A 25,104-nucleotide genomic window follows, 5' to 3' on the forward strand; every position below is an offset into this window, starting at 1 on the left:
AATTGGGAGGTATTGATTTGAAAGGCAGATTTGTAATTGGAGTGGATCTAGGAGGTACGAAGATCAGCACTGCTTTAGTGAATTTGAGTGGAAAAATAATTTATCATAAAATCCTTCCAACTAATGTGGAAAGAGGAGAAAAAGCCATATTAAATACAGTGACAGTCCTTGTAAAAGATATGATGAAAAACTGCGAATTGAACATTAGGGAAATAAAAGGCATTGGAATCGGGGCTCCCGGACCTCTTGACTTAATTAAGGGCGAGATATTGTGCACTCCTAATTTGCCTTTTAAAAACTTTAATATTGTAAATCCGTTAAAAAGTGTGTTTGATCTGCCTGTTTATCTGGAGAACGATGCAAATGCTGCTGCATTGGGAGAATACATGTTCGGGGCGGGCAGAGGCAGCAAAAACATGATATTTATTACGGTTTCTACGGGGATAGGTGCAGGTGCGGTGCTCAACGGCAAACTGTATAGGGGAAATACTCAAAACGCCCTGGAAATTGGACATATGACTTTGGAAAAGGACGGTCCCATTTGCAACTGCGGCAACAGGGGGTGTGCAGAGGTACTGGCTTCAGGTACTGCAATTGCAAGGGAAGCAAAAAAGGTTATAGAAAGCGGGGCACCCACATCTCTTCGTAAATATGGAAGGATAACTGCTAAGGAAGTTTTTAAAGAAGCAGGTTGTGGAGATGTCAAGTCTGCGGAAGTATTGGATAGGGCATTGAATTATTTGGGAATATGTGTGGCCAATGTAATGAATTGTTTTGATCCGGAAGTTTTGATAATAGGCGGAGGCGTTTCAGAAGGCGGCAATATAGTTGTTGATAAAGTGAAGGAAGTAGTGGAAAAGAGATGCTTTAAGGTTATAAGTGAGAATACCAAAATACTCAGAGCAGAACTTGGAACCAATGCAGGTGTTATAGGGGCAGCTGCATTGGTTATATTGCAATCTAGAAAGTGTGATCCCTGATCTGTCCCCCAGTTTCTCCTATGACTTCTTTTAGTTTTTGAAGATTGAATGAATCGGAATCTATGACCACTTTGTAATTTGTATTTTCAATCTCCCTTAAGTTTCCAAATCCACCCGACATTGGACTTCCTGAAATAGACATTTTTTGAGATGAATCATTTGTGAATTTTCTGGAATTTATCACATTTGAAAAATTCATATCGGATTCTAAATTTGAATTCGTGTTGTATAGATCTATGTAATTGTCGTTTAAATCGACCATGGCATTTGGAAAACCTGCATTTTTTAATTTCTCCACTGCATTGTTTGCATTTTTTAGGCCATTATAATAAATTTCAACTCTCATTTTAAAATCACTCCCTGTAAAAGCAAAATATTGAGATTGAAATTATTTTTCCCACTTATATGAAAATTATTCAATATTCAAGAATCACCTGATTTTGAGTGTCTTATTTTATTGGCTTTCATATCTATATATTGAGGTGATTTTATTGAAGGCAAATGCTGTATTTGAAGGTGGGGGTATAAAGGGAATAGGACTCATAGGTGCCGTGTGTTATTTTGAAAAAATGGGGTACAGGTGGAATGAATTTGCAGGAACTTCTGCAGGGGCGATTATAGCTTCACTTTTGGCTGTGGGATATAGAGGTGAAGATCTCAAGAACATAATGATGAACCTGGATCAAAAAATGTTCTTCAAGAAAAGGGATATCTGGAAGATCTCCATGCTAAAAAATACTATTTCACTTTTCAAGGATAAAGGTATATACTCGTCTAAGGCTGTAGGAAGATATATTGAGGAGCTTTTATTGAGAAAGGGAAAGGTAACTTTTGAGGACATAAGTGCGGGCAATAAGTCACCCCTTAAAATAATAGCTTCTGATATAACTAAAAAATCCATGCTCATACTTCCGGATGATCTGGTGAACTATGGAATAAATCCTATGAAATTTAAAATAGCAGATGCAGTGAGGATGAGTATCAGTATTCCGCTGTATTTTAAACCGGTGAAACTTCGTTATGGAAATAAATGCAGCTATATAGTCGATGGAGGACTGCTTAGTAATTTTCCAATATGGATATTCGATACAAAAGACGTTCCAACTTTGCCTACTATAGGTTTTAAATTGACCGAGAAGGAAGGCAGGGGCAGTAATTCAAAGAGAGAAGATTTTATTTCATATCTTTTTGATATAATGGGAACAATGCTCGACAAAGATGAGGAAGTCTATGTAAAGGACAAATATGCGGTGAGAACGGTGTTTATTCCCACCTTGGGCGTAAGAACGACTGAGTTTGATATATCCAGGGATATGAGATTGAAACTATTCGAATCTGGTTATAAAAGTGCCCGGAGATTTTTACACCTCTGGGATTTCAACAAATATATAAGAAAATATGTGGCCGAAAAATAAATTGTTGAATTATATTGCGATTGTGGTAATATTTATATATAATGTGGTAATATATATATGTAATGCTAAAGAAGGTTACGGTAATAAGGGGAGATAAGTATGAATTTTTATATTTATAATACTATGAGTAGAAAAAAAGAAAAATTTATTCCCATTTGCATGGGAAAAGTTGGAATTTATACTTGTGGTCCTACAGTTTATAATTATGCTCATATAGGGAATTTAAGAACCTATATATTTGAAGATCTACTGAAAAAATCTCTTGAATATGATTCTTACAGGGTAAAACATGTTATGAATGTAACGGACGTTGGACATTTACAATCCGATGCAGATACGGGAGAAGACAAGATGCAGATAGGAGCGGAGCGTGAAAATAAAACTGTATGGGAAATTGCAAAATTTTACGAGGATGCTTTTTTTAAAGACTGCAAGAAACTTAATATAAGAAGGCCTGATGTAGTCTGCAGGGCAACGGATCATATTCAGGATATGATAAATTTAATCAAGATATTAGAAAAAAAAGGATATACTTATGTGTCAAACGGCAATGTTTATTATTCGATCGATAAATTTAAAGACTATAATAAACTTGCACATTTGAGCATGGAAGAGCTCGAGGCTGGAAGCCGGGTGGAAGTTGATAAAAATAAAAAAAATCCGCTGGATTTTGTACTGTGGTTTACAAATTCTAAGTTTAAAAACCAGGTGATGCAGTGGGATTCACCCTGGGGAAGAGGATTTCCGGGATGGCACATAGAATGTTCTGCCATGTCATTGAAATATCTTGGAGATAGAATAGATATACATTGTGGTGGAGTAGATCATATACCGGTACACCATACCAATGAAATAGCTCAATCGGAAGCTGCGGTGGGCCATAAATGTGTTAATTACTGGATGCACGGAGAATTTTTGGTTACAAATGCGGGAAAAATGTCTAAGTCGAGTGGAGAATTTTTGACACTGTCAAAACTTGAAGAAAAAGGATTTTCACCCTTGGATTACAGATACTTTTGCCTTCAGTCGAGATATAGAAAACAACTGATATTCAATTATGATGCCCTCCAGCAGGCACATCTTTCCTATAATAAGTTAAAAGAAAAAATAGCTTCTATAATTTCAACTGTAGATGAAAGCGAAAGGGCAGATGAAAACTTGATAGACAGCTACAAGTCAAAATTTATGGAACAGATATGTGATGATTTAAATATGCCAAATGCATTTACAGTTCTATTTGAGGTTATGAAGGATGATGAGCTTACAAACAGGGAAAAGAAGATATTAATAGAGAGCTTTGATACTGTATTTTCTCTGGATTTGTTAAAATATGATGACAAACAGAATTTAAGAGGTATAGATGAAGATGAAGTAAATAGATTGATAACTGAAAGAAAGGAAGCAAGGGATAATAAAAATTGGTCTAAAGCTGATGAAATAAGGGATAAACTCAGTGATATGGGTATAGAAATATTGGATTCGAAAAGTGGAACTACGTGGAGGGTAAAAAGATAAAAAGTACATTATTTTGCTTTTCATTGGATATAATATGAGAGTTAATCCATTTACAGTTTCAAAAGAGGAGATGTTTTTGTGGAAAACCCGAGAGAAATTTTAAAAGATTGTAATGAGGGCTTTGCTGAATTTAACAAGACCAATGCTGAACAGATGGGGGCTTTTTCAAGCTCAATGGGAGTTCTGTTCAAAAAAGGGTCCCTGGATGTAAAGACAAAGGAACTTATAAGTGTGGCCATAGGTATATATAACAGGTGCAAGTACTGCATTGTGGGCCACTCTTATAAGGCACTTAAAGCAGGCGCTTCCCCTGAAGAGATAATGGAAGCTGCCATGGTAGCTGTGGCCTTTGGTGGGGGACCCTCCATGGCTTATTCAGTTACACTTCTTAGAAAGTCCCTTGAAGAGTTTAAATCGGATTTCAGTTAGACAATTTTGGAACATAGCAGAGCACTGCCGGATGTCAGGTTATTTTGACTGTACTGCGGCAGTGCTTTTTTGATTCTGAATTCCTGTTTCAGATATATAAATATATAAAAAATAACTGTAAAATGTTATAATGAACTTTTCATATAAGTATAAATAAATATAACTAATACAGAGGTTATAATATGAAATGGTTTATTAACGTATATAAGATTAAGAAAAAAACTATTTTACTGTTTTTAGCTTTATTCTACATAATTGTTTTGCTTTGTTTTGGAATTGTCTATTGGGACATTGCAAACCGGTCAAATGGGGAATTTTTTATATTTCAGGATGACATAAATATAGATAGGAAAATAAATATGTTTGAAAGGGATCTGGATATTGAAATGTGCAGCAGTGAGCTCAAAAACAGCATAAAAAGCTTATTGCTGTCAAATGAATATAAAAGACCTGTTGCAAAACTGGAGTTTGTAGATGATTCCAATCCTCTTGTCAATGTATTTTCTTTTGAAAAAGTTCTGGGGGGAGAGTGGGCCAATTATTATTATCTATTGTTTAAAAATGAAGGAATCACACATATTGCCGTGGAAAATTTAGGCCCCAATAAAATAAGTGGAAGATTTGACAGCTATAGAATAAAGGTGGATTTTTATAAGATAGATGGGAACCCAAAATTAAAAAGTTTTAGGATTTATACAAGAAGTTTCAGTAATGATTTTAAAAAGGTATGCACTCGATATATGTGGGTAAATGAATATCCGGTACTCTACAGTGGATTTCCCGGAAACGGATATTTTTATTATCCCTTGAATTTTTATTTTCCGGAACTTGTTAAAAATTCCATATCATTTCTGGACGACAGCCCTTTGGTACTCAAGTCGGTAATGAATGAAAAACTCAGATACCCCCTGTGGAATTTTATGTATTTCAGTGCAGTGACCATGACTACATTGGGATATGGTGACATTGTACCAAATTCCACAATAGTGCGTATTTTGGTTATGATTGAAACTATAACCGGTGTAACTATAGTTGGAATGTTTGCATCATGTCTGTTCTGGAATCGGGGATGAAAATGCATTTAGACGTTTTAAAGATGCAGCTAATTTATAATGACTTTAAATTAGAATTTAGGGGGAAGTCAAGATGACAAAATTAGTGGAGTGTGTTCCAAATTTTAGTGAAGGCAGGAATGTAAAAATAATTGAGAATATTGTGGATGAGGTTAGAAAAATTGAAGGTGTAAAACTTCTGGATTATTCTTCGGACAAAGATCATAATAGATCAGTGGTAACTTTCTTGGGAGAACCTGATAAGGTGGAAAGTGCTGCCTTTAATCTCATAAGGAAAGCAGCCGAACTTATAGACATGAGAAAACATAAGGGTGCGCATCCTAGGATGGGTGCAACGGATGTGGTACCTTTTATACCAATTAAGGATGTTTCCACGGAGGAATGCGTGGAAATTTCAAGAAAATTGGGTGAAAAAGTGGGAACTGAACTGGCAATACCTGTTTATTTATATGAAGATGCTGCCAGCTGTCCCGAGAGAAGAAACTTAGCGGATATAAGGAAGGGTCAGTATGAGGGATTTTTCGAGAAAATAAAAAAGCCCGAGTGGAAACCGGATTTTGGACCTCAGAAGATGAATGTGAAAAGCGGGGCAACAGTTATAGGAACAAGACTTCCACTTGTGGCATATAATGTAAATTTAGGTACTGATGATGTAGGGATTGCAAATGCCATAGCGAGAAAAGTTAGATACATAGGAGGGGGCCTCAGGTACGTTAAAGCTGTGGGCGTAAAGGTGACTGAAAGAAATATAGTACAGGTATCCATGAATCTGGTGAATTATGAAAAGACACCTGTATATTCAGCACAGGAAATGGTCAAAATGGAGGCAAAAAGGTATGGAGTACCTGTAATAGGCAGTGAGGTCATAGGATTGGTTCCAATGAAAGCTCTTATAGATTGTGCAAAATACTATCTTCAAATAGAGAATTTTGACATGAGTCAGGTATTGGAATCCAGATTGTATGAATAGAGCTGTATTCTAATAAGGATGATTTTCAGCGGCTGCCGAAAATCATCCTTACTTTATATCTGTACTTTCAGCTTTGGATTTTAGCTTTAAAAGCACATCGATCTCATAATAATCCAGAGATCTTTTTAAATATTCAATACCGCTTTTACAGTAATAGTCTATATTTTGACAGAGATATTTTTGAAAAATGGAATTTAACCCTTTATTTTCCATCATTTTTATTCTGATTGATGCCTTAATGCTGTATACAAGTCCTATTTCATGGGGGCTTTTTAACATTTCTGAATGAGTATGGGCGGCTTTTAAATAATTTAATGCCGCGTCAAAATTTCCTTCATCTATTTTAATTAAGGACATGAAAGCTTCCGCTACGGAACGTCCCCAGACCAAATCAAAGTGGTTGTATATTTTGAGGGATCTGCTGAAATATTCCTTTGCAAGGGTGTAGTTTCCCATGTCAAAAGCTGCTTCACCTGCATTGATATTGAATATTGCACTGGTTGAAGTTATCTTTTTTTTCTCACATATCTTAATGGCTTTATTATAGTAGTCTATAGCTTGCGGGAACTTCGTGGAATATCTTCTTATTTCACCTATATAATTATAGGCGGCTGCTATGTTCAGTGCATATTTGTCAGATACCGAATCATTTCTTTCAAGTATGTCTATGGATTTATTCAAGAGCTTTTCCGCTTCTGTGTAATTTCCGCACATATTGTTGTAAAGTGCCTTTAACCTGAAAAGTACGGCTTTTTCATCTTCATAGGCTTCAGATACTGCAATATCAAGTGCCAAATTTACGTACAGTATCATGTCCTTTACATCATAGGTTTGTATACAGTAGTAGATCATCTGTTTATAACCTTCAAGGGCATAATTGACATTTTCTATCTGAAGTGCCTTATCTATCATGCTTTTTATTATTGAAGTACCTTCTTTGTATTCTCCCACCCGGATTAAATATCTTCCCTTCATGTGAAGAAATGTGATTTCCAGCAGTGTAGTTTCTTTGGAATCGGTTTGACTTTTAATTTTATTCAAAAGCTTTTCTGTTTTGTTCATGCTGTTTAGAGCCTTTTCATCGCTAAAATACAAACTGCTGTATTTGGTGTTATTGTAATAGAGTACCGGAAAAAGTTCATGGCTGAACCCAAGATATACATTTAGACTTTTCATTATATATTTAAGCTTTTTCACATAATTGCCGGCATTTGAAAAATGGTATATCAGTTTGTAATATATGTTTAAATCGTTTTTATTGCCGGAAAGGCTTTTTTCGAAGATATTTCCTATTTTGTTGTGCAGTATTTTTTTCCTTGCCATAGATTGATTTGAATATATAAACTCTCTTAATTTCTGGTGAGTGAACTTTAAATTTATATTATTCTCACCTAAGGCTTCTGTAAGTATAAATTTGTCCTCCAGCTCCTGAAGCATGTCCATTATTTCCAATTCGTCTTTATGCATTAATTTTACCAGTATATAAAGAGGGGTTTCATCGAAAAACATAGAGCATATATTTAAAATTTTTCTTCCGTTTTCAGATACATCCAGATATCTGCTCTTTAGTATGTCCTGCATTTTTGAGGACATTATATTTATATTTCCATTTGATTTTATTATATTCATGTATTCAGTTAAAAAAAATAGATTTCCTTCTGTTTCATTATAAATTTTTTTGACCATTTTTTTACTCAGATTGTGATTTGGAAGAGCTTGTTTTATAAAATTTTCAGTCTCTTTAAATCCGAGCCTGTATAGTTCAATGATTTTTATCTTGTCATGCATTTTCATTGAAGTAATAAATTTATCCAGTTCTTCATTCCTTTCTTTTCTAGAGGTGGCAAGCAAAATTATATTTTTATTTTTACTTAAGATTATGCTGCCTAAAAGTGACAAACTCATTGAATCGATCCACTGGATGTCTTCAAATACAAGCAGAATTTTTTTCCTACTGCCGAGATTTTTGAAAACATTTTCTATGGTATTTATAATGACCTCGTATTTTAAACTGTTGTTGCTTTCTATAAGTTTTGAATCAATGGAACAGTTTTTGCTAAATTGTGGGAAAAAGCTGCCTATTATGTTTTCATATCCCTGGGGCAGAGCTATTTTATCTGATTCGATTATTTTTGCCAGGTTTGATATTATGGAATTCCACGGCTTTAGTATATATTCCTTTTCAAATTGATAACAGCATGTTTCAAAAACATATATGCTGCTTCCAGTTATATTTTCCAGGAATTTTTCCTTTAGTTTCGTTTTACCGATGCCGGCCTCTCCCAATATTAAAACAGATTTAGTTTCTATGTTGTTGATGAACTTAAAATAATTTGTCTGGAGAAATTTTAATTCACCGCGTCTTCCAAAGAAAAATTTTTGATGCTTTAGGTTGCTGTGTGTGTATCCTATTTTATTTAGAATTTCCTTGAATAACTTTTTTGTTTCTCTGGAAGGTTCTATGTTTAATTCACTGTTTAAAATTTCTGAGAGTTTGTTATAGGTTTCAACGGCTTTGTTCAATTTGCCCTCGTACATTAAACTGTACATTAATTTTCTGTAGGAATCTTCATCAAATTCATCAGTTCTTATGAGCATTCTACAGTAATTTTCAATTTTATCGTAGTTCTTGTTTTTTTCCTCCAGGGATATTTTTGACTTAAGTCTCCGTATATATATATGCTGCAGGTATTCTCTGTATTCAATCAGCCAATTTTGAAAACTTTCCGCATTTTTTACGTAAAATCCGGATAAAAAAGGTGCCGTATACAGTCCGATTTCATTTTTATCTTCTAAAAAGTCAATCACGTCAGATTTTATAACTATGTGTGGATTTATCATGACAGTTGATTTCCTCGGCGATATCAATACCTCAAAATTAAATGTTTTTTTTATTTTATACAGGGCATTTCTTAAATTTTTCTTAGCGTTACTTTCTTCTTCCTCGGGCCAGAAAAGGCCGGCCAGTTTATCTCTTGTACATTCTTTATTTATAATTAAATAACAAAAAAGAGCCTGTGCTTTATTATAGGGAAATAGGATTTTTACATGGTTCATATTCACTTCAAAATTACCAAACATTTTTATATTTATAATATTCACTATACATCCCTTCCTTTTAGTAGGCAGACTATTTAAATATATTATAACATAGTATTTGCATGGAATTAAATATAAAACGTCTTCAATATATGAAAAATACAGAATTTTAAAAATCAAATTTTAATTTGTATTGACTTTCTGGAGATGCATTTAAGGTAGCATATAAATAGATGAAATTGATACAATATTTAAATAATTGAATATCATTTTCATATATGTACAATTTAGTCTTACAGGAGGTAAATATTATGATTGATAATGCGGATATCAGCAGTGCTATGACCGTAAAATTAGATGATGAACTGCCTGAAATGCCCAAATTTGTGGAAGGAATAAGGAGAGCTCCGGATAGGGGATTTAATCTGACAAAATTACAGACTGAAACTGCCCTAAAAAATGCTCTGAGATATATTCCTCCTAAATACCATGAGAAATTGATACCGGAATTTTTAAAAGAGCTGACTACAAGGGGAAGAATTTATGGATATAGATTTAGACCTGAAGGTAGGATCTATGGAAGACCAATCAATGAATATAAAGGAAATTGCGTAGAAGGTAAAGCTTTTCAGGTTATGATAGACAACAATCTGGATTTTGAAGTCGGACTGTATCCTTATGAACTTGTTACTTATGGTGAAACGGGAAGTGTATGTCAAAACTGGATGCAGTACAGGCTTATAAAAAAATATCTTGAAGTTATGACCCGGGATCAGACCTTGGTTGTGGAATCCGGCCACCCTCTTGGACTTTTCAGATCAAAACCTGAAGCACCCAGAGTTATAATAACAAATGCACTCATGGTGGGTATGTTTGACAACGAGAAAGATTGGGAAGTTGCGGAGGAAATGGGTGTAGCAAATTATGGACAGATGACTGCCGGCGGTTGGATGTATATAGGACCGCAGGGAATAGTTCATGGAACTTTCAATACTCTGTTAAATGCAGGGAGGCTTAAACTTGGCATTCCAAACGATGGTGATTTAAGCGGCCATTTGTTTGTAAGTTCGGGACTTGGAGGAATGAGCGGCGCCCAGCCCAAGGCTATAGAGATAGCAAGGGGGGTTGGAGTGATAGCTGAAGTTGACAAGTCCAGAATAGATACAAGACTCGAGCAGGGATGGGTTAAAAAGTGTTCTTCTGATTTAGATGAAATATTCAAGATTGTAAAGGATTATTTGGAGAGAAAAGAGAGCATATCTATTGCCTACTGTGGAAATATAGTTGATCTGCTGGAATATATAGTCAAAAACAATATAAAGGTTGATCTTCTGTCAGATCAGACTTCCTGTCATGCCGCCTATGAAGGAGGATACTGTCCCCAGGGAATCAGCTTTGAAGAAAGGACAAGACTTCTTGCAGAAGACAGGGGAAAATTTAGAGAATTAGTGGATAAAAGTTTGCGGCGTCATTTTGAACTGGTGAAGTGTCTGGTTGGCAGGGGAACTTATTTCTTCGATTATGGAAATTCTTTTATGAAAGCTGTATATGATGCAGGCGTTAAGGAGATATCCAAAAATGGAGTAGATGAAAAAGATGGTTTTATATTCCCTTCTTATGTGGAAGATATAATGGGACCTCAGCTCTTTGACTATGGTTATGGGCCTTTCAGGTGGGTCTGCCTGAGTGGGAAAAAAGAGGATTTGGTAAAAACCGACAGTGCCGCAATGGAATGTATAGATCCGAACAGGAGATATCAGGACAGGGATAATTATAACTGGATAAGGGATGCTGAAAAAAATCAGCTTGTAGTTGGTACACAGGCCAGAATACTGTACCAGGATGCCCAGGGAAGAATAAACATAGCGCTGAAGTTCAATGAAATGGTCAGAAAAGGCAAAATAGGACCTGTTATGATTGGCAGGGATCACCATGATGTAAGTGGAACGGATTCTCCTTTCAGAGAGACTTCCAATATAAAAGACGGCAGCAATGTGATGGCAGATATGGCTGTTCAATGTTATGCAGGAAATGCTTCCAGAGGAATGAGCCTTGTATCACTTCACAATGGAGGGGGAGTAGGTATAGGAAAAGCTGTAAACGGCGGTTTTGGCTTAGTGCTGGACGGAAGTTTCAGAGTGGATCAAATCATCAGATCAGGGATAAATTGGGATGTGATGAGTGGAGTTTCAAGACGTTCGTGGGCAAGAAATGAACATGCTGTTGAAACCGCAGTGCAGTTTAACAGGGATAATACGGGTACGGATCACGTAACTCTTCCATATTTGGCAGATGAAAAAGTTGTAAGAGATGCAGTAGATAAATTATTTTAATAAATACTTGTTATTAACTGATAAGAAGGAGATAATTATTATGATAATCAAAAATATAAGCTGTCTTGTTACCTGTGGGGGAAATTGTCCCAAGACAAAAGAAAATCTAAAAGATGCAGGCATAGTTAATAATGGATATATAATTGTAGACAACAATAGAATAGCAGAAGTTGGCAGCGGAGATGGATATAAAAAATATTTGGGAAGCGGCAGGATTGTAATAGACGGCGGCGGTAAGACTGTCACACCGGGACTTGTAGACAGTCATACCCATGTTGTATACGCCGGATCAAGGGAAAAAGAACTTTCCCTAAAACTCAGGAATGTAAAGTATATTGACATACTCAAAGCTGGAGGGGGTATACTCAGTACTGTAAATAGTGTAAGAAAGACTCCAATAGAGAGAATTGAAAATGAAACAAAAAGCAGGTTGGATACAATGCTTCTTCATGGAACTACTACTGTTGAAAGCAAGTCTGGGTACGGCCTGGATTTTGAAAATGAGATAAAGCTGCTTCAGGTAAACAAAAATTTAAACGGCAAACATCCTGTTGATATAGTATCTACCTATTTAGGGGCACATGCCGTTCCGGAAGAATTTAAGGATAATAGGGGAGCTTATATAGATTTAATGATAAATTCTGTAATTCCCTATGTGAAAGAGCATGAACTGGCGGAATTCATTGACTGTTTTTGTGAAAAAGGGGTATACACTACAGGAGAGGCGAAAAGAATTTTAGAGGCCGGGAAAAAAGCCGGACTCAAGGCCAAGATACATGCGGATGAAGTTGAATCCGTATCTGCAGCGGAACTAGCCGGTGAAATAAAGGCAGTATCTGCAGAACACCTGGTATCTGCTTCTGACAATGGCATAAAGTCTTTGGCTGAAAACGGAGTGGTTGCAGTACTCCTGCCAACAACATCATTTTATTTGATGTTAAATAAATTTGCAAGGGCTAGAAAAATGATAAAAGACGGGGTTATAGTAGCCCTGGCTACGGATTGCAATCCAGGCACTTCACCAACGGAATCCCTTCAGGCAACCATGACTTTTGCATGCTTTGGACTTAAAATGCTGCCTGAAGAAATAATAAATGCCATGACTATAAACGGTGCTGCTGCAATTTCAAGGGAGAATGAAATAGGAAGTATTGAAGTCGGGAAAAAAGCTGATATAACTGTATTCGATGCTAAAAATTTGGATTATCTTATATACCATTTTGGTGTAAATGCAGTTGATACTGTAATAAAAAACGGAAAAATTGCAGTGGAAAAGGGAAAATTAATGTATTAATTTAGGAGGCAGTTATGTTACAGGATCTTAATTTGAGGGAATTTATAGATGAATTAGCTTCAAAGTCGCCTGCACCTGGAGGAGGAAGTGTTTCGGCTCTTGCAGCGGCTTTGGCCAGTGCGCTGACCGGCATGGTATTTAATCTGACAATTGGGAAAAGAGAATATCTGAAATATGAAAACGTATTGAGAGGTACCATCGACTCTTCTATGCATCATATGAATTTATACAGTAAAGAATTTTTGACTTTTATGGAGAAAGATACGGAATCTTTCATGTCCTTGATGAGAGCTTATAAGATGCCTAAAAATACAAAAGAAGAGGTAAAATTGAGGGAAGACGCCATAAGGAGAGGGAACAGCAAGTCGCTTGAGGTTCCTCTTCGAGTGGCTGAAAATGCCTGCAGGCTGTACCCATATATATTTACTGCTGTGAATTATGGAAATAAAAATGCAATTTCAGATGCGGGAGTGGCGGCTTCCCTGGTGGAAACTGCAGTAGAAGGTGCGGTTCTCAATGTAAAGATTAATATCCGGAATATAAAAGATGAAAATTACAAGGAAAATTTAAAGAGCAAATGCAGTTGCCTGCTGAAAGAGAGCAGGCAGGAAAAAGAAAAAATAATGGAAATTGTAGAGAGTAAATTGGATTGACATTTAACTCACAAGTATTAAAATCACAAGGGGGAAATGAAAATATGGAAATTGTTACTCTAAATGGTGAAAACCTTACTATTGAAGATATTATAAATGTTGCCTACAATGATTATGCAGTTCATATAACTGAGGAAGTCAGAGAAAAAATAAATGATTCAAGAAAGGTAATAGATGGCATAGTAAGCAGAAATGATGTAAAATATGGAATTACTACAGGATTTGGAAAATTCTCTGATGTAGTTATAACGGGAGAGGAGTGCAAAACACTTCAAAAGAATTTGATAATGTCACATTCCTGCGGATTCGGGCGAAAATTTCCCAGAGAAATAGTGAGGACGATAATGCTGCTGAGAGCAAATAATCTGGCAAGAGGATATTCCGGAATAAGGCTGAGCGTTTTTGAGACACTGCTGGATATGCTCAATAAAGGAGTACATCCGTCTATTCCTGAGAAGGGTTCTTTGGGAGCCTCCGGTGATCTTGCACCTCTTGCACATATGGTGCTGCCCATGATAGGTGAGGGGGAAGCTGAGTTTAAAGGAGAGATTTTGCCGGGAAAAGATGCTATGGAAAAAGCCGGCATACCTACAGTTGAATTGGTGGCCAAAGAGGGGCTTGCACTCATAAACGGGACTCAGGTAATGACTGCAGTTGGTTCTCTGGCATTGTATAAAGCCATAAATCTTTTAAAAGTGAGTGATATTACGGCAGCTCTTACTATGGAAGCTTTAAGGGGAGTTCGGGATGCATTTGATTTGAGAACACATAAATTGAGGCCCCACAGAGGTCAGATTCAAACAGCTAAAAATATAATTGCTTTGACGGAAGGCAGTACCTTTATGACTGACCAGGGTGACTTGAGAGTGCAGGATGCCTATGCCCTGAGGTGTGTGCCGCAGGTTCACGGAGCCAGTAAGGATGCTGTAAATTATGTTAAAGAGGAAGTTAAAATAGAGATAAATTCTGTTACGGATAATCCTATTATATTTGATAATTCAGACGTTATATCCGGAGGGAATTTTCACGGTGAACCTATGGCGTTAAGCTTTGATTTCCTTGGAATTGCAGTATCTGAAATAGCCAATATATCGGAGAGAAGACTGGAGAGACTGATAAACTATCAGCTAAACGATCTGCCGCCATTTTTGGCGAAAAATGGGGGGCTTAATTCCGGATTTATGATTACACAGTATGCAGCGGCGGCTCTGGTATCGGAAAATAAAATACTTGCCCATCCTGCTTCTGTGGATTCCATACCTTCATCGGCGAATCAGGAAGATCACGTTAGCATGGGCACTATTGCCGCTAGGAAAGGCCTGGAAATTGTAAACAATACGGCCAGGGTGCTGGCGACGGAACTTATGGCTGCATGTCAGGCCATAGATTTCAGAAAGGGGCTTAAATTGGGGAAAGGTACTGAAGAAGCCTATAAGGCAGTGAGAAACAAAGTGGATTTCATAGAAAAAGATAAAATAATGTATAAAGATCTTGATAAGTGCGAGGGGCTTGTGACAAGCGGAGAACTTTTGAGATCAGTTGAAGAGAAAGTGAAACTGGAAATATAATATAAAAATAGGAGGAATTATATGTGAATCTGTTAAGAAAGAAAACCGTAGAAGATTTTAGGGTTTCTGTGAAAAAAAGTGGGCTTAAGAAAGGATTGAGTTCTCTTGATCTTGCGGCTTTGGGAATTGGTTCCATGGTGGGAACCGGTGTTTTTGTATCCATAGGTCAGGGGGCACAACTTGCAGGCCCTGCCGTTATAATTTCATTTACCGTAGCTGCTATTACAAGTGCCCTCTGTGCACTTACTTATTCTGAACTTGCCACTATGTTTCCGGTGGCTGGAAGTACTTATTCCTATTGTTATGTGGCTTTCGGGGAGATAATTGCATGGATCATAGGATGGAATCTGATGCTGGAATATCTTGTTTCCGGGGCGGCAGTTGCCTCTGGGTGGTCTGGAACTTTTGTAGGGGTGTTGAAAACCTACGGCATCAATTTACCCCACCAGCTTACTAATTCTCCACTGGCAGGCGGCATAGTGGATTTGCCTTCCATCATAATCGTGGGCATCATAACATGGGTACTGTATATTGGAGTTACTCAAAGTTCCAAGGTGAATGATATTATAGTTGTTATAAAAGTATCCGTGATACTGATATTCATATTTATAGGTATGACTCATGTAAATCCTGCAAATTATCATCCTTTTGCACCTTACGGATTCAAAGGTGTAATGTCCGGTGCAGCTATCATATTTTTTGCTTTTATAGGTTTTGATGCGGTATCTACTGGAGCGGAGGAAACAGCTAATCCAAAGAGGGATGTACCTATTGGACTTGCTATTTGTCTTGTAACAGTTATTATACTTTATATAGCTACGGCAGCTATTCTCACAGGGATGGTACCTTTTAAATCAATTGATTTAAATAATGCCCTTCCAAGTGCCTTGGCCAGAGTGGGTATAAACTGGGGATCCGCCTTGGTGGGTGTGGGAGCTATCATAGGAATGATTTCAACTATCCTTGTAATTTTATATGGACAGATTAGAATATTCATGGTCATGGCAAGAGACGGACTGCTTCCAAATGTATTCTCCAAAGTGAATGATAAACACAAGACTCCAGGTATGTGTACCGTAATAACTGGAATTGTAACTGCTGTAATATGTGGATTCCTGCCTTTGGAGGTAATCATAGATCTATGTAATATAGGTACGCTGTCGGCTTTCCTGTTTGTATCTATAGGGGTTATCGTACTTAGAAAAACCATGCCGGATGTTGAAAGAAAATTCAAATGTCCCGGAGTTCCATTTACACCCATTTTGACGGTGATATTCTGTGTGTACCTTATGCTTAATCTTCCAAGTGTAACTTGGATAAGGTTTGCAGTATGGACAGGAGCTGGGATTTTGGTGTATTTTATGTATGGCATGAGACATAGTGTATTGAATGACAGAAAACCTACTTTGGATAAGAATAAAAATTAATTTGGTATCATTAGGGGCTGTTGCACAATTAATTTGTGTAACAGTTCGTTTTTTTGCTTAAATATATGAAATGCAGGGCTCGAAAGCCCTGAAAATATTGTATAATTAATTTATGCAAAAAACAAATTATCAACATGAAAATTATACCGAAATAAGAAAATATTATCTTCCAGATGCCATAGAAGATTTATTTTACCAGCTTGTAAAACATTTGGAAAAAATTATAGAAGCCAATGCCAACCGTTACACTTTTGTATGGAAAAAAGTTGTGGCTAAAAATGAGAAAAAAATGTCTGTTAAAATACAAGCTTCTGTCAATAAAATAAATAAGTTTTATAAAACAAATTTTAGAGTAGAGAAATTAACGATAATAGACGATCCTAAATGGATCCTGAAATATCTTTATAAGAAAAAAGAAGCAGAGAATATTAAATTTGTACAAGAGCCTGGAGAAATAAAAAGATATATGTATCAAAAAAATTCATAAATGAGCGCCAGCTGTCATACGGAAATATAAAAACAGAGAGCTGTAAAACTACTTTAAAAAATAGTTTTACAACACTCCCTTTTTTAAATTTGCAAAGATAGATTTTTTATTTCGCACAGTGTGTTTACAAGGGAAAATACTATGACGGCCGCCAGATTTGCAGTGGCATTATCCTGATCAAATCTGGGCGATACCTCACATATGTCGAAACTCACCACTTTATTTGATTTTAATATATATTTGAGGTATTTCAGCACTATTTCAGGATCAAGGCCAAAGGACTGGGTGGCACTCACTCCGGGTGCATAGGATGAGGAAAAGACATCAGAACATGTTGTTACATAAATGTATTTGTGTTTTTCAATGAATTTGGATAGTTTATCCAGCACTTTTGGATTGGATTTTTCATTTATGTCTTTTGCAAGTATGTAATCAATTCCCAACCTGTCAGCCGTCTTGAAAAGCTCCAGTGTATTGCTGTGGATTTGGATGCCAATGCAAAGGTATGAATAGTTTATGTTTCTTGCAGTATTTATGTCATGTATTTGCCTGAACATGGTGCCTGAGCTTCCATAATTCTTATAAGGCCTTATATCAAAATGTGCATCGAAATTTATAATGCCTATGTCCGGTGAAGGATCAAATTTATCTAAATTCTTCAACATGCCTTTGTAGTTTCCCAGAGCTGTTTCATGGCCACCTCCAAGTACAATGGGAAAGAGATTCAAACCTAAAATTCTATATACTGCTTCTGCAAGTAGGTTTTGGCTTCTTCCAAGTGAAGAACCTTCACAATATACATCTCCACAGTCGAATAATCTTACATCTTTTGTAAAAAAGCAGGGAAGATTTGCCATCTCAAGCCTGATACTTTTAGGACCTTTGGAGGCACCGGTTCTGCCTTTATTTATTTTAACGCCCTCGTCACAGCAAAATCCGATAAGGCCAAATCCCAGTTTACCGGTATAAGGTTTTAAGTCGGGATTTCTTAAATCTATATTTTTAATCCATTGATGCCATCTAAAAGCATTGAAATCAGTTGTGCTGTCAATTCGTCCTTTCCAAATGGAATTATCGGTAGTTTTATAATTGAAATCAAACATAAAAATTAACCCCCTTTAATGTCACTATAAATATTTTACCTTAATTTAGACAATTATTCCAGAAAATAAAACTAATTTTTTTAATTAACATTATAAATATTATGTAAATTAAAAAATAAAGTAAACCAAAATAAGTATATAATATAATCAAGGAGTTGATAGAAATTGACTGAAAAGTTATTTTACAAAAATTCATATCTCAGTGAATGCAAATCTGAAATAATAGACATTATAGAAAAAAATGGGAAAATGGAAATTGTATTGGACAGAACCATATTTTACCCGGAAGGCGGGGGCCAGCCCTCTGATACAGGTACTATTGACGGTTTAAAGGTAAATTATGTATATGAAAATAATGGAATTATATATCACTGTATGGAAGATAAGCCCAAAAATAAATGTGTAATTTGTAAAATTGATTTTAAAAGGAGATTTGACTATATGCAGCAGCATTCCGGAGAGCATCTACTGTCTGGAGCGATATACACTTTATTCAACGGGCATAACAGGGGATTTCATCTTGGTGAAGAACATGTGACAGCAGACATTGATATAGAACCCATGGATAAAAATATGATAAAAAGAGTGGAAAATTTGGTAAACGAATATATTTACAGAGACCAACTTGTAGAAACGCATATGGTTTCAAGACATAAAAGTCTGGAATTTCCCTTGAGAAAAGCAGTAAAAAGAGGGGTGGAAAATGTGAGAATAGTTCAAATACCCAATATGGATTGCTGCCCATGCTGTGGAACTCATGTATCCAGAACTGGTGAAATAGGTATGTTAAAGATACTAAAAGCTGAAAAATACAAGAAAATGACACGGATATACTTTAAATGTGGAAACAGGACATTGCTGGAGTTTCAAAAAGAACATCAGATAGTCATGGATCTTGGCAGAAATCTGTCAACGGATATCCTTCATATAGAAGATAGGATAAATTCTGAAGAAAGTAAGATGGGGGAGCTCATAGCAGAAAATAGAGATATGAAGAAATCTTTGATAAGGTATGAAATTAAAAATATCATTGAAAACAAAATTTCGAATATAATTTTAAAAGGATATGATGATAAAAAATTTGAAGACATCAAATTGATAGCTTCTACTATTTTAGAAGAAGAACCTGAAAAATATATATTGATTTTGTATTCAGATAGGGATAAGAGAATATTGCTCGTGAATAATTTGAAAAAAGAAGTTGACTGTGGAAAATTATTTAAGGATAATATAGAAAATTTTAACGGTAAGGGTGGGGGAAATGTCAGCCAGGCCCAAGGAATTTTTTCAAATAGTGATGACATGGTAAATTTTTCAAATTTTCTTTATTCTAGTGTAGCATAAGTATAATTTAAGAAATTGGGTGAAATATTTGTATTTTGATAATGTGTTAAAGGATGTATTATTTCTGGCATTAATAGTGCAATTTTTTATATCCTTTATAAAGGGAAGATCTTTTAAAAAAGATCTTGGAAAAAATATTTTAAAATTAAAGTGGAGTACTGAGAAAAGAGAAATTTTATCTTTAATTTTTATAGGACTCGCAGTGTATATAGTTTATGTATTGATCACAGGTTATCTTTCAATACTTTCACTATTGATTATTTCCTATATATTGGTAAGCGTGTATGACTTTAGTAAAATAAAAATAATTACTTCAACTGGAATCGGTGAAAAAAGTTTTTACAGCGGCACATATTATAATTTCATTTATTGGAAAAAGATTGTTCAATGGAAGTGGATGGAAGGCAGAGGCAATATACTTATATATAAATCAAAAGATAAAAATGGCAAAATAAAAATAAGGGATTGGAAGGTGCTTCCTTCTGAAATAAAGAAAATAGAAGAATGTTTTTCTAAAAACGTCTTTATTTCAGAGGACTAATTAACTGTGGTTGTTGTATCCATATATTATATCCTTGATAACTTCTCCGCCTATTATCATTCCTGCCACAGGAGGTACAAAGGAATTGCTTGCAGGTATCTGACGTTTGGCGAGACATTTCTTGGAGCCTCCCACACATACACATCCTTCTTTACAAGTTACAACCTCGCCAATTCTGGGTTTTAGAGGAACTTCTTCAGAATATAGAACTTTTAAATCTTTCACACCTCTTCTTTTCAGTTCCCGACGCATTACTTTTGCCAGAGGGCATATTTTTGTATCATATATGTCTGATATTTTGAATTTAGTTGGATCCATTTTATTTCCGGCACCCATGCAGCTTATTATATTTACATTGTTGGCCTTGCACCAGAGTACCAGGGATATTTTAGAAGACACAGTGTCCACTGTATCAACGACATAGTCTGTATTATCCGGTATGATCCTGCTTATGTTGTCATTTTTTACAAAGGTGCGGTAGGTTTCCACCTTGCAGCGTGGATTTATACTCATGACTCTGTCTTTCAGAACATCTACTTTATATTTACCTATTGTATGAAAATTAGCCTGTATTTGTCTATTTATATTAGTAAGACATACAGTATCGTCGTCTACAAGTACTACATGGCCTATACCACCTCTGACGAGTGCTTCAAGAGTAAAGCCGCCTACACCACCCAGTCCGAATATCACCACAGTACTTTCTCTTAATTTTTGCAGAGCTTCTGTACCAATTAACAGCTCAGTTCTTGAAAATGCATGTTGCTTCATTTAATTATCTCCTCTTAATTGTACATATATTTTAATTGCATCAATAAAATTATATAATTTTGAGCTCCTTTAAGCAACTGGGATGTTGAATAGTAAGTTACAATAAATTATAATTAAATATATATAAAAGCATGCACAGCATGCGGGCAGGAGGGTATTTAATAATGAAAATAGGTTTGTGCCAGATGATGATTTCAAAATCAAATAAAATGGACAATCTAAAAAGAGCTCAGTATATGATTCATGAAGCTGTGAAAAGGGGAGCTGAAATAGTAGCCTTGCCTGAAATTTTTAATTGTTATTATAACCTCAAATATTTTAAAAAATATGCGGAAAACCCCCATAATTACGGTGAAACTTTGAATATGCTGTCTTCTACAGCAAGGGAGCTTGGAATATATTTAATAGGAGGATCTATACCTGAAATTGATGAAAAGGGCAATCTATACAATACATCTTTTACCTTCAACGAAAAGGGTGAGTTAATTGGGAAATATAGAAAGATACATTTATTCGATGTAAACATAAACAACAAGGTAAACTTTAAAGAATCTGATACATTGACTCCAGGAAATAAGATATCTGTAATAGATACAAAATGGGGTAAAATAGGGATAGCAATTTGTTTTGATATAAGGTTTCCCGAACTCATAAGAATTATGGCACTTAAAGGTGCAAATGCCATATTTGTCCCTGCAGTTTTTAGCATGGCAACAGGACCTGATCATTGGGAGACATTATTTAAGAGCAGAGCCGTTGACAATCAACTTTACATGGTGGGAATATCTCCGGCAAGAAACACAAATTACTCCTATGCCGCCTATGGATATTCTGTTGCAGTAGATCCATGGGGTAAAATAATAAATATATTAGATGAAAAAGAGGGAATACTAATATCGGAATTGGATTTAGATTATATACAAAAAGTGAGAAAATCTCTTCCTATTTTAAAAAATGTCAGAAGAGATATATATAAAAGTCTATTATAGATTCATTTACAATTTTATGGTATTATCTGAAGAATTCATTTTTTCAACTATAGTGTACATATTGGTTATTTCGCCTACAGCAAGTTTTTCCTTTAAGCCATAGAAGTCGAGGCAGGTTCCACAGCTGTAAATGTGTACTCCCTTTTTTTCCAAAGCCTTCAGATTGTCCAGCGAATCAGAACCTTCCGTAGTCAATTTAACTCCGCCGTTTAAAAATATCAAGTCAGCCGGAAGATTACTGCTTTCAGTTAGTGCATACAGGTAACTTTTCATCAAGGTTGTTCCAAGTTCGTCATTGCCAACACCAAGCTTGTTACTGGATATAACTATAGTCAGCTTTTTACTTTTAAAATCAACTGATTCACAGCTGTCAGAATTCTTTGTAATAGTTATATAATATAGATTGTCTTTTTGCTTTGCCGCACTGTCAAATCCGCTGCCCTTTGCAAATTTCAACAAATTGTTTTTAGCAACATCATTGTCCACGATGACGGTAGCAGTTCCCTCTTTTATTGAATCAAAATATTTTTTAGTATTTATTACTGGTTGAGGACACTTTAAACCTTTGCAGTCTATTATATGTTCCATTCAAATACCACCTTTCAAAAATTATTAGATTTACTCAAGTAAATTATAGCATAGGGCAATTGCATGTATTATATTTTTTATAAATAGTATATAGTAAAGCTATAGATAAATATTATAGTTATATGATAATTTACATGAATTTGTACTATTCAGAATATTTCAACTTATACAGTATAACTTAAAATTTGTGTTATGATGTTATACGATATTTATATACAATTGTTAGAGGACAATAGAATAAATATGTCAAGGAAGGATTTTTGTGATGAAAGGGTTTATTTTTAATTTTACACTTGTTTTTCAAATATCGGTTTTTACAATCACAATATATTACCTAATACTTTCTTTATTTGGACTCTATAAAAGAAGAGATGACGGTGCCAAAAGATTTGCTCCTAAACACACCTTTGCGCTGTTAGTAGCAGCTCATAATGAAGAGATGGTTATTGCAAACGTAATAGAAAGTTTAAAAAAATTAGACTATCCTAAAAACATGTATGATATTTTTGTAATTGCAGATAATTGTGATGATAATACGGCGGATATAGCAAGAAAATATGATGTAAATGTGTATGAAAGGAAAGTTCCTGAAAAAAAGGGAAAAGGATATGCTCTTGAATGGATGTTTGATAAAATATTTAAAATGGATAGGAAATATGATTCCATAGCTGTTTTTGATGCTGATAATTTGGTTTCGAAGAATTTTTTACGGGAGATGAATTACAAACTCAGTAAGGGCTATAAAGTTGTCCAGGGTTATGTTGACAGTAAGAATCCAGATGATTCGTGGATAACGGGATCTTATTCGATTTCATTTTGGACTACAAATAGACTCTTCCAATTGTCTAGATCAAATCTTGGATTGTCCACTCAAATTTGTGGAACAGGTTTTTGTATGGACACGGATATTCTCAGGGAATTGGGATGGGGTGCAACTTGTTTAACTGAAGATTTAGAGTTTACCTGTAAATTAGTATTAAATGGACATAAAGTCGGCTGGGCCCATAATGCAGTGGTATATGATGAAAAGCCGCTGACATTGAAACAGTCCTGGAATCAGAGAAAAAGATGGATGAAGGGCTTTACAGATGTGGCCTCTAGATTTTTCTTCAAGCTTGTAAAAAAAGCTGTACGTGATAAAAGTCTTACATCTCTCGACTGTGCAATATATACTATACAGCCCTTTGTAACTTTGTTAATTGGCCTATCAGCTCTGATGACTGTTTTACAAAATAACAATGAACATGGTCTGAACATATTTGTCATAAGTTCATTGTTCATACCTATTTTGTGGAAAGCATTCAGCATATTTCAGTTTTTAATTACACCTTTTATAATGACCTTGGAATGTAAACTCTCTAAAAAGATGTTTTTTGTGTTTGCATTGTATTCTCTTAACATAATAGTACTTTCATATATTTTTGGGTCTCCAACCTTTTTACAAATGGTTCTTGGAAATGCAGTATATCTGTTGATATTTGTATCCTTTATAGCTTTAATTTGGGGCAAAAAGCCTCTTAAAATGTTCATATGGTATTTACTCTACGGGATATATACTTTAACTTGGATACCAATAGCAATACAAGGAATATTGGACAAGAATAACAAAGAGTGGGATCACACTAAACATATCAGACAAATAAGTATACAGGAAATGGAATAGGAACAATCCTCAGTGATATATCATTGAGGATTATTTTTTAATTTGAAATATTGAAGCAGAGGTGGATAAAGATGATTGAAAGACTGCAAAAGTATATGTCTCACTGTGGTATAGCTTCAAGAAGAAAATGTGAAGACATAATATTACAGGGAAGAGTAAAAGTGAATGGATCTGTGGCAAATAAGCTGGGCCTGAAAGTTGACGATGTAAGTGATATAGTTTCCATAGATGATGTAGTGGTAAAAAAAGAGGGAAAAAAAGTATATATACTATTAAACAAGCCTGTGGGGTACCTTTCCGCAGTCACAGATGACAGAGGTAGAAATACCGTACTGGACATCGTAAAAGTTAAAGAGAGAGTCTATCCGGTGGGCAGGTTGGATTATGACACTTCCGGGCTTATAATACTTACTAATGATGGAGAAGTATACAATAATATAGTCCATCCCAGGTCGGGACGAAGCAAGATTTACATAGCCACTTTGAAAGGCATACCATCTGGCAGTTCCATAGAGAGGTTTAAAAGTGGATTGGATATAGGAGGGTATATAACTGCTGAAGCTGACTTTAAGATAATCAATATAGATAAAAATAAATCAAAAGTTGAAATAAAAATACATGAAGGTAAAAATAGGCAGATAAGAAGAATGTGTTCAAAAATAGGATGCCCTGTACTGACTTTAACAAGAATAGCCATAGGGGATATACGGCTTGGAAATTTAAAAGAGGGAAACTGGAGATATTTGAACAAAAAAGAGATAGATTATATCAAAAAATAATATGAATTTATGTATAAAATTATATATTGTTTTATACCAAAATGCAGGCGGTTATGGGATGAATTGAGGTTTACACGAAAAAAGAAAAATAGATAAACAATTGAAAGATGTCTTGATAATTTAATCAATAGATGATAAAATGA

Annotated in this window: 22 protein-coding genes; 17 read left to right on the forward strand and 5 right to left on the reverse strand. The window is 35.3% G+C overall.

What is annotated here, in order from left to right; translation table 11 throughout:
- The first annotated feature begins 17 nt into the window (after positions 1-17).
- Positions 18-980 (forward strand): ROK family protein, encoded by a 963-nt coding sequence (locus AB8S09_RS03730; RefSeq protein ID WP_294182082.1) that lies wholly within the window; start codon positions 18-20, stop codon positions 978-980.
- On the opposite strand, the gene AB8S09_RS03735 is transcribed toward AB8S09_RS03730, so the two are convergent.
- Positions 961-1,326, reverse strand: coding sequence for a hypothetical protein (locus AB8S09_RS03735; RefSeq protein ID WP_369868509.1), 366 nt, complete (start codon positions 1,324-1,326; stop codon positions 961-963). The genes AB8S09_RS03730 and AB8S09_RS03735 overlap by 20 nt on opposite strands.
- A 145-nt stretch (positions 1,327-1,471) precedes the next feature.
- Between AB8S09_RS03735 and AB8S09_RS03740 the strand changes: the two genes are divergently transcribed.
- The 5 genes from AB8S09_RS03740 to ftcD all read left to right on the forward strand — a co-directional run bounded on the left by AB8S09_RS03740 (position 1,472) and on the right by ftcD (position 6,382).
- Positions 1,472-2,395, forward strand: a complete 924-nt coding sequence (locus AB8S09_RS03740) for a patatin-like phospholipase family protein (RefSeq protein ID WP_294182080.1) — start codon at positions 1,472-1,474, stop codon at positions 2,393-2,395.
- 99 nt (positions 2,396-2,494) lie between these two features.
- A complete protein-coding gene (gene cysS, locus AB8S09_RS03745; protein WP_294182079.1) occupies positions 2,495-3,910 on the forward strand; it encodes a cysteine--tRNA ligase in 1,416 nt (471 codons plus the stop codon).
- 78 nt (positions 3,911-3,988) lie between these two features.
- Positions 3,989-4,339, forward strand: a complete 351-nt coding sequence (locus tag AB8S09_RS03750; protein WP_294182078.1) for a carboxymuconolactone decarboxylase family protein — start codon at positions 3,989-3,991, stop codon at positions 4,337-4,339.
- A gap of 182 nt (positions 4,340-4,521) precedes the next feature.
- Positions 4,522-5,412: a potassium channel family protein gene (locus AB8S09_RS03755; protein WP_294182077.1), complete on the forward strand. Its 891-nt coding sequence runs from the start codon at positions 4,522-4,524 to the stop codon at positions 5,410-5,412.
- 73 nt (positions 5,413-5,485) lie between these two features.
- Positions 5,486-6,382, forward strand: a complete 897-nt coding sequence (gene ftcD / locus AB8S09_RS03760; protein ID WP_369868510.1) for a glutamate formimidoyltransferase — start codon at positions 5,486-5,488, stop codon at positions 6,380-6,382.
- A 48-nt stretch (positions 6,383-6,430) separates the two neighbouring features.
- Here the strand turns inward: ftcD and AB8S09_RS03765 are convergent, their stop codons facing one another.
- The gene (locus AB8S09_RS03765; RefSeq protein WP_369868511.1) at positions 6,431-9,463 is read right to left on the reverse strand and encodes an AAA family ATPase; all 3,033 of its coding nucleotides are present in this window, start codon (positions 9,461-9,463) and stop codon (positions 6,431-6,433) included.
- Between the two features lie 269 nt (positions 9,464-9,732).
- Between AB8S09_RS03765 and hutU the strand changes: the two genes are divergently transcribed.
- From hutU to AB8S09_RS03795, 6 genes are all read left to right on the forward strand, one after another.
- Positions 9,733-11,754 carry a urocanate hydratase gene (gene hutU / locus AB8S09_RS03770; RefSeq protein WP_294182074.1) on the forward strand — a complete coding sequence of 674 codons (2,022 nt, stop codon included), beginning with the start codon at positions 9,733-9,735 and terminating at the stop codon, positions 11,752-11,754.
- A 40-nt stretch (positions 11,755-11,794) separates the two neighbouring features.
- A complete protein-coding gene (gene hutI, locus AB8S09_RS03775) occupies positions 11,795-13,048 on the forward strand; it encodes an imidazolonepropionase (RefSeq protein ID WP_369868512.1) in 1,254 nt (417 codons plus the stop codon).
- A 14-nt stretch (positions 13,049-13,062) separates the two neighbouring features.
- Positions 13,063-13,701, forward strand: coding sequence for a cyclodeaminase/cyclohydrolase family protein (locus AB8S09_RS03780; protein WP_294182072.1), 639 nt, complete (start codon positions 13,063-13,065; stop codon positions 13,699-13,701).
- 44 nt (positions 13,702-13,745) lie between these two features.
- The gene (gene hutH / locus AB8S09_RS03785) at positions 13,746-15,269 is read left to right on the forward strand and encodes a histidine ammonia-lyase (protein ID WP_294182071.1); all 1,524 of its coding nucleotides are present in this window, start codon (positions 13,746-13,748) and stop codon (positions 15,267-15,269) included.
- A 23-nt stretch (positions 15,270-15,292) separates the two neighbouring features.
- Positions 15,293-16,696 (forward strand): APC family permease, encoded by a 1,404-nt coding sequence (locus AB8S09_RS03790; protein WP_294182070.1) that lies wholly within the window; start codon positions 15,293-15,295, stop codon positions 16,694-16,696.
- A gap of 112 nt (positions 16,697-16,808) precedes the next feature.
- The gene (locus AB8S09_RS03795) at positions 16,809-17,183 is read left to right on the forward strand and encodes a hypothetical protein (RefSeq protein WP_294182069.1); all 375 of its coding nucleotides are present in this window, start codon (positions 16,809-16,811) and stop codon (positions 17,181-17,183) included.
- 83 nt (positions 17,184-17,266) lie between these two features.
- On the opposite strand, the gene hutG is transcribed toward AB8S09_RS03795, so the two are convergent.
- Positions 17,267-18,286, reverse strand: a complete 1,020-nt coding sequence (gene hutG, locus AB8S09_RS03800; protein ID WP_369868513.1) for a formimidoylglutamase — start codon at positions 18,284-18,286, stop codon at positions 17,267-17,269.
- Positions 18,287-18,451: 165 nt separating this feature from the next.
- On the opposite strand from hutG, the gene AB8S09_RS03805 reads away from it, so the two are divergent.
- Together AB8S09_RS03805 and AB8S09_RS03810 are read left to right on the forward strand one after the other, a co-directional pair.
- On the forward strand, positions 18,452-19,630 hold the full coding sequence (locus tag AB8S09_RS03805) for an alanyl-tRNA editing protein (RefSeq protein ID WP_294182067.1): 1,179 nt from the start codon (positions 18,452-18,454) through the stop codon (positions 19,628-19,630).
- Positions 19,631-19,658: 28 nt separating this feature from the next.
- Positions 19,659-20,171 carry a DUF5673 domain-containing protein gene (locus AB8S09_RS03810; RefSeq protein ID WP_294182066.1) on the forward strand — a complete coding sequence of 171 codons (513 nt, stop codon included), beginning with the start codon at positions 19,659-19,661 and terminating at the stop codon, positions 20,169-20,171.
- On the opposite strand, the gene AB8S09_RS03815 is transcribed toward AB8S09_RS03810, so the two are convergent.
- Positions 20,172-20,942 (reverse strand): tRNA threonylcarbamoyladenosine dehydratase, encoded by a 771-nt coding sequence (locus AB8S09_RS03815; RefSeq protein WP_294182065.1) that lies wholly within the window; start codon positions 20,940-20,942, stop codon positions 20,172-20,174. It lies immediately after the preceding gene.
- A 164-nt stretch (positions 20,943-21,106) separates the two neighbouring features.
- Between AB8S09_RS03815 and AB8S09_RS03820 the strand changes: the two genes are divergently transcribed.
- On the forward strand, positions 21,107-21,931 hold the full coding sequence (locus AB8S09_RS03820) for a carbon-nitrogen hydrolase family protein (RefSeq protein WP_294182064.1): 825 nt from the start codon (positions 21,107-21,109) through the stop codon (positions 21,929-21,931).
- Between the two features lie 6 nt (positions 21,932-21,937).
- Here the strand turns inward: AB8S09_RS03820 and yedF are convergent, their stop codons facing one another.
- Positions 21,938-22,519 (reverse strand): sulfurtransferase-like selenium metabolism protein YedF, encoded by a 582-nt coding sequence (yedF, locus tag AB8S09_RS03825; RefSeq protein WP_294182063.1) that lies wholly within the window; start codon positions 22,517-22,519, stop codon positions 21,938-21,940.
- Positions 22,520-22,784: 265 nt separating this feature from the next.
- Here yedF and AB8S09_RS03830 point away from each other — a divergent pair, with 265 nt between their 5' ends.
- Both AB8S09_RS03830 and AB8S09_RS03835 read left to right on the forward strand, forming a co-directional pair.
- Complete coding sequence (locus AB8S09_RS03830; RefSeq protein ID WP_294182114.1) at positions 22,785-24,182, forward strand: glycosyltransferase family 2 protein; 1,398 nt, start codon at positions 22,785-22,787, stop codon at positions 24,180-24,182.
- Between the two features lie 71 nt (positions 24,183-24,253).
- Positions 24,254-24,961 (forward strand): pseudouridine synthase, encoded by a 708-nt coding sequence (locus tag AB8S09_RS03835; protein ID WP_369868514.1) that lies wholly within the window; start codon positions 24,254-24,256, stop codon positions 24,959-24,961.
- Positions 24,962-25,104 lie beyond the last annotated feature (143 nt).

The organism is Clostridium lapidicellarium (genome assembly GCF_041224415.1).
GTDB classification, from domain to species: Bacteria; Bacillota; Clostridia; order Clostridiales; family Clostridiaceae; genus Clostridium_B; species Clostridium_B lapidicellarium.

Coding starts and splice junctions, on each gene's coding strand:
- cysS (WP_294182079.1), top strand. CDS start 2,495: ATGAATTTTTATATTTATAATACTATGAGTAGAAAAAAAGAAAAATTT.
- AB8S09_RS03820 (WP_294182064.1), top strand. CDS start 21,107: ATGAAAATAGGTTTGTGCCAGATGATGATTTCAAAATCAAATAAAATG.
- hutI (WP_369868512.1), top strand. CDS start 11,795: ATGATAATCAAAAATATAAGCTGTCTTGTTACCTGTGGGGGAAATTGT.
- ftcD (WP_369868510.1), top strand. CDS start 5,486: ATGACAAAATTAGTGGAGTGTGTTCCAAATTTTAGTGAAGGCAGGAAT.
- AB8S09_RS03830 (WP_294182114.1), top strand. CDS start 22,785: ATGAAAGGGTTTATTTTTAATTTTACACTTGTTTTTCAAATATCGGTT.
- hutU (WP_294182074.1), top strand. CDS start 9,733: ATGATTGATAATGCGGATATCAGCAGTGCTATGACCGTAAAATTAGAT.
- AB8S09_RS03835 (WP_369868514.1), top strand. CDS start 24,254: ATGATTGAAAGACTGCAAAAGTATATGTCTCACTGTGGTATAGCTTCA.
- hutH (WP_294182071.1), top strand. CDS start 13,746: ATGGAAATTGTTACTCTAAATGGTGAAAACCTTACTATTGAAGATATT.
- AB8S09_RS03795 (WP_294182069.1), top strand. CDS start 16,809: ATGCAAAAAACAAATTATCAACATGAAAATTATACCGAAATAAGAAAA.
- AB8S09_RS03765 (WP_369868511.1), bottom strand. CDS start 9,463: ATGTTTGGTAATTTTGAAGTGAATATGAACCATGTAAAAATCCTATTT.
- yedF (WP_294182063.1), bottom strand. CDS start 22,519: ATGGAACATATAATAGACTGCAAAGGTTTAAAGTGTCCTCAACCAGTA.
- AB8S09_RS03735 (WP_369868509.1), bottom strand. CDS start 1,326: ATGAGAGTTGAAATTTATTATAATGGCCTAAAAAATGCAAACAATGCA.
- AB8S09_RS03780 (WP_294182072.1), top strand. CDS start 13,063: ATGTTACAGGATCTTAATTTGAGGGAATTTATAGATGAATTAGCTTCA.
- AB8S09_RS03815 (WP_294182065.1), bottom strand. CDS start 20,942: ATGAAGCAACATGCATTTTCAAGAACTGAGCTGTTAATTGGTACAGAA.
- AB8S09_RS03755 (WP_294182077.1), top strand. CDS start 4,522: ATGAAATGGTTTATTAACGTATATAAGATTAAGAAAAAAACTATTTTA.
- hutG (WP_369868513.1), bottom strand. CDS start 18,286: ATGTTTGATTTCAATTATAAAACTACCGATAATTCCATTTGGAAAGGA.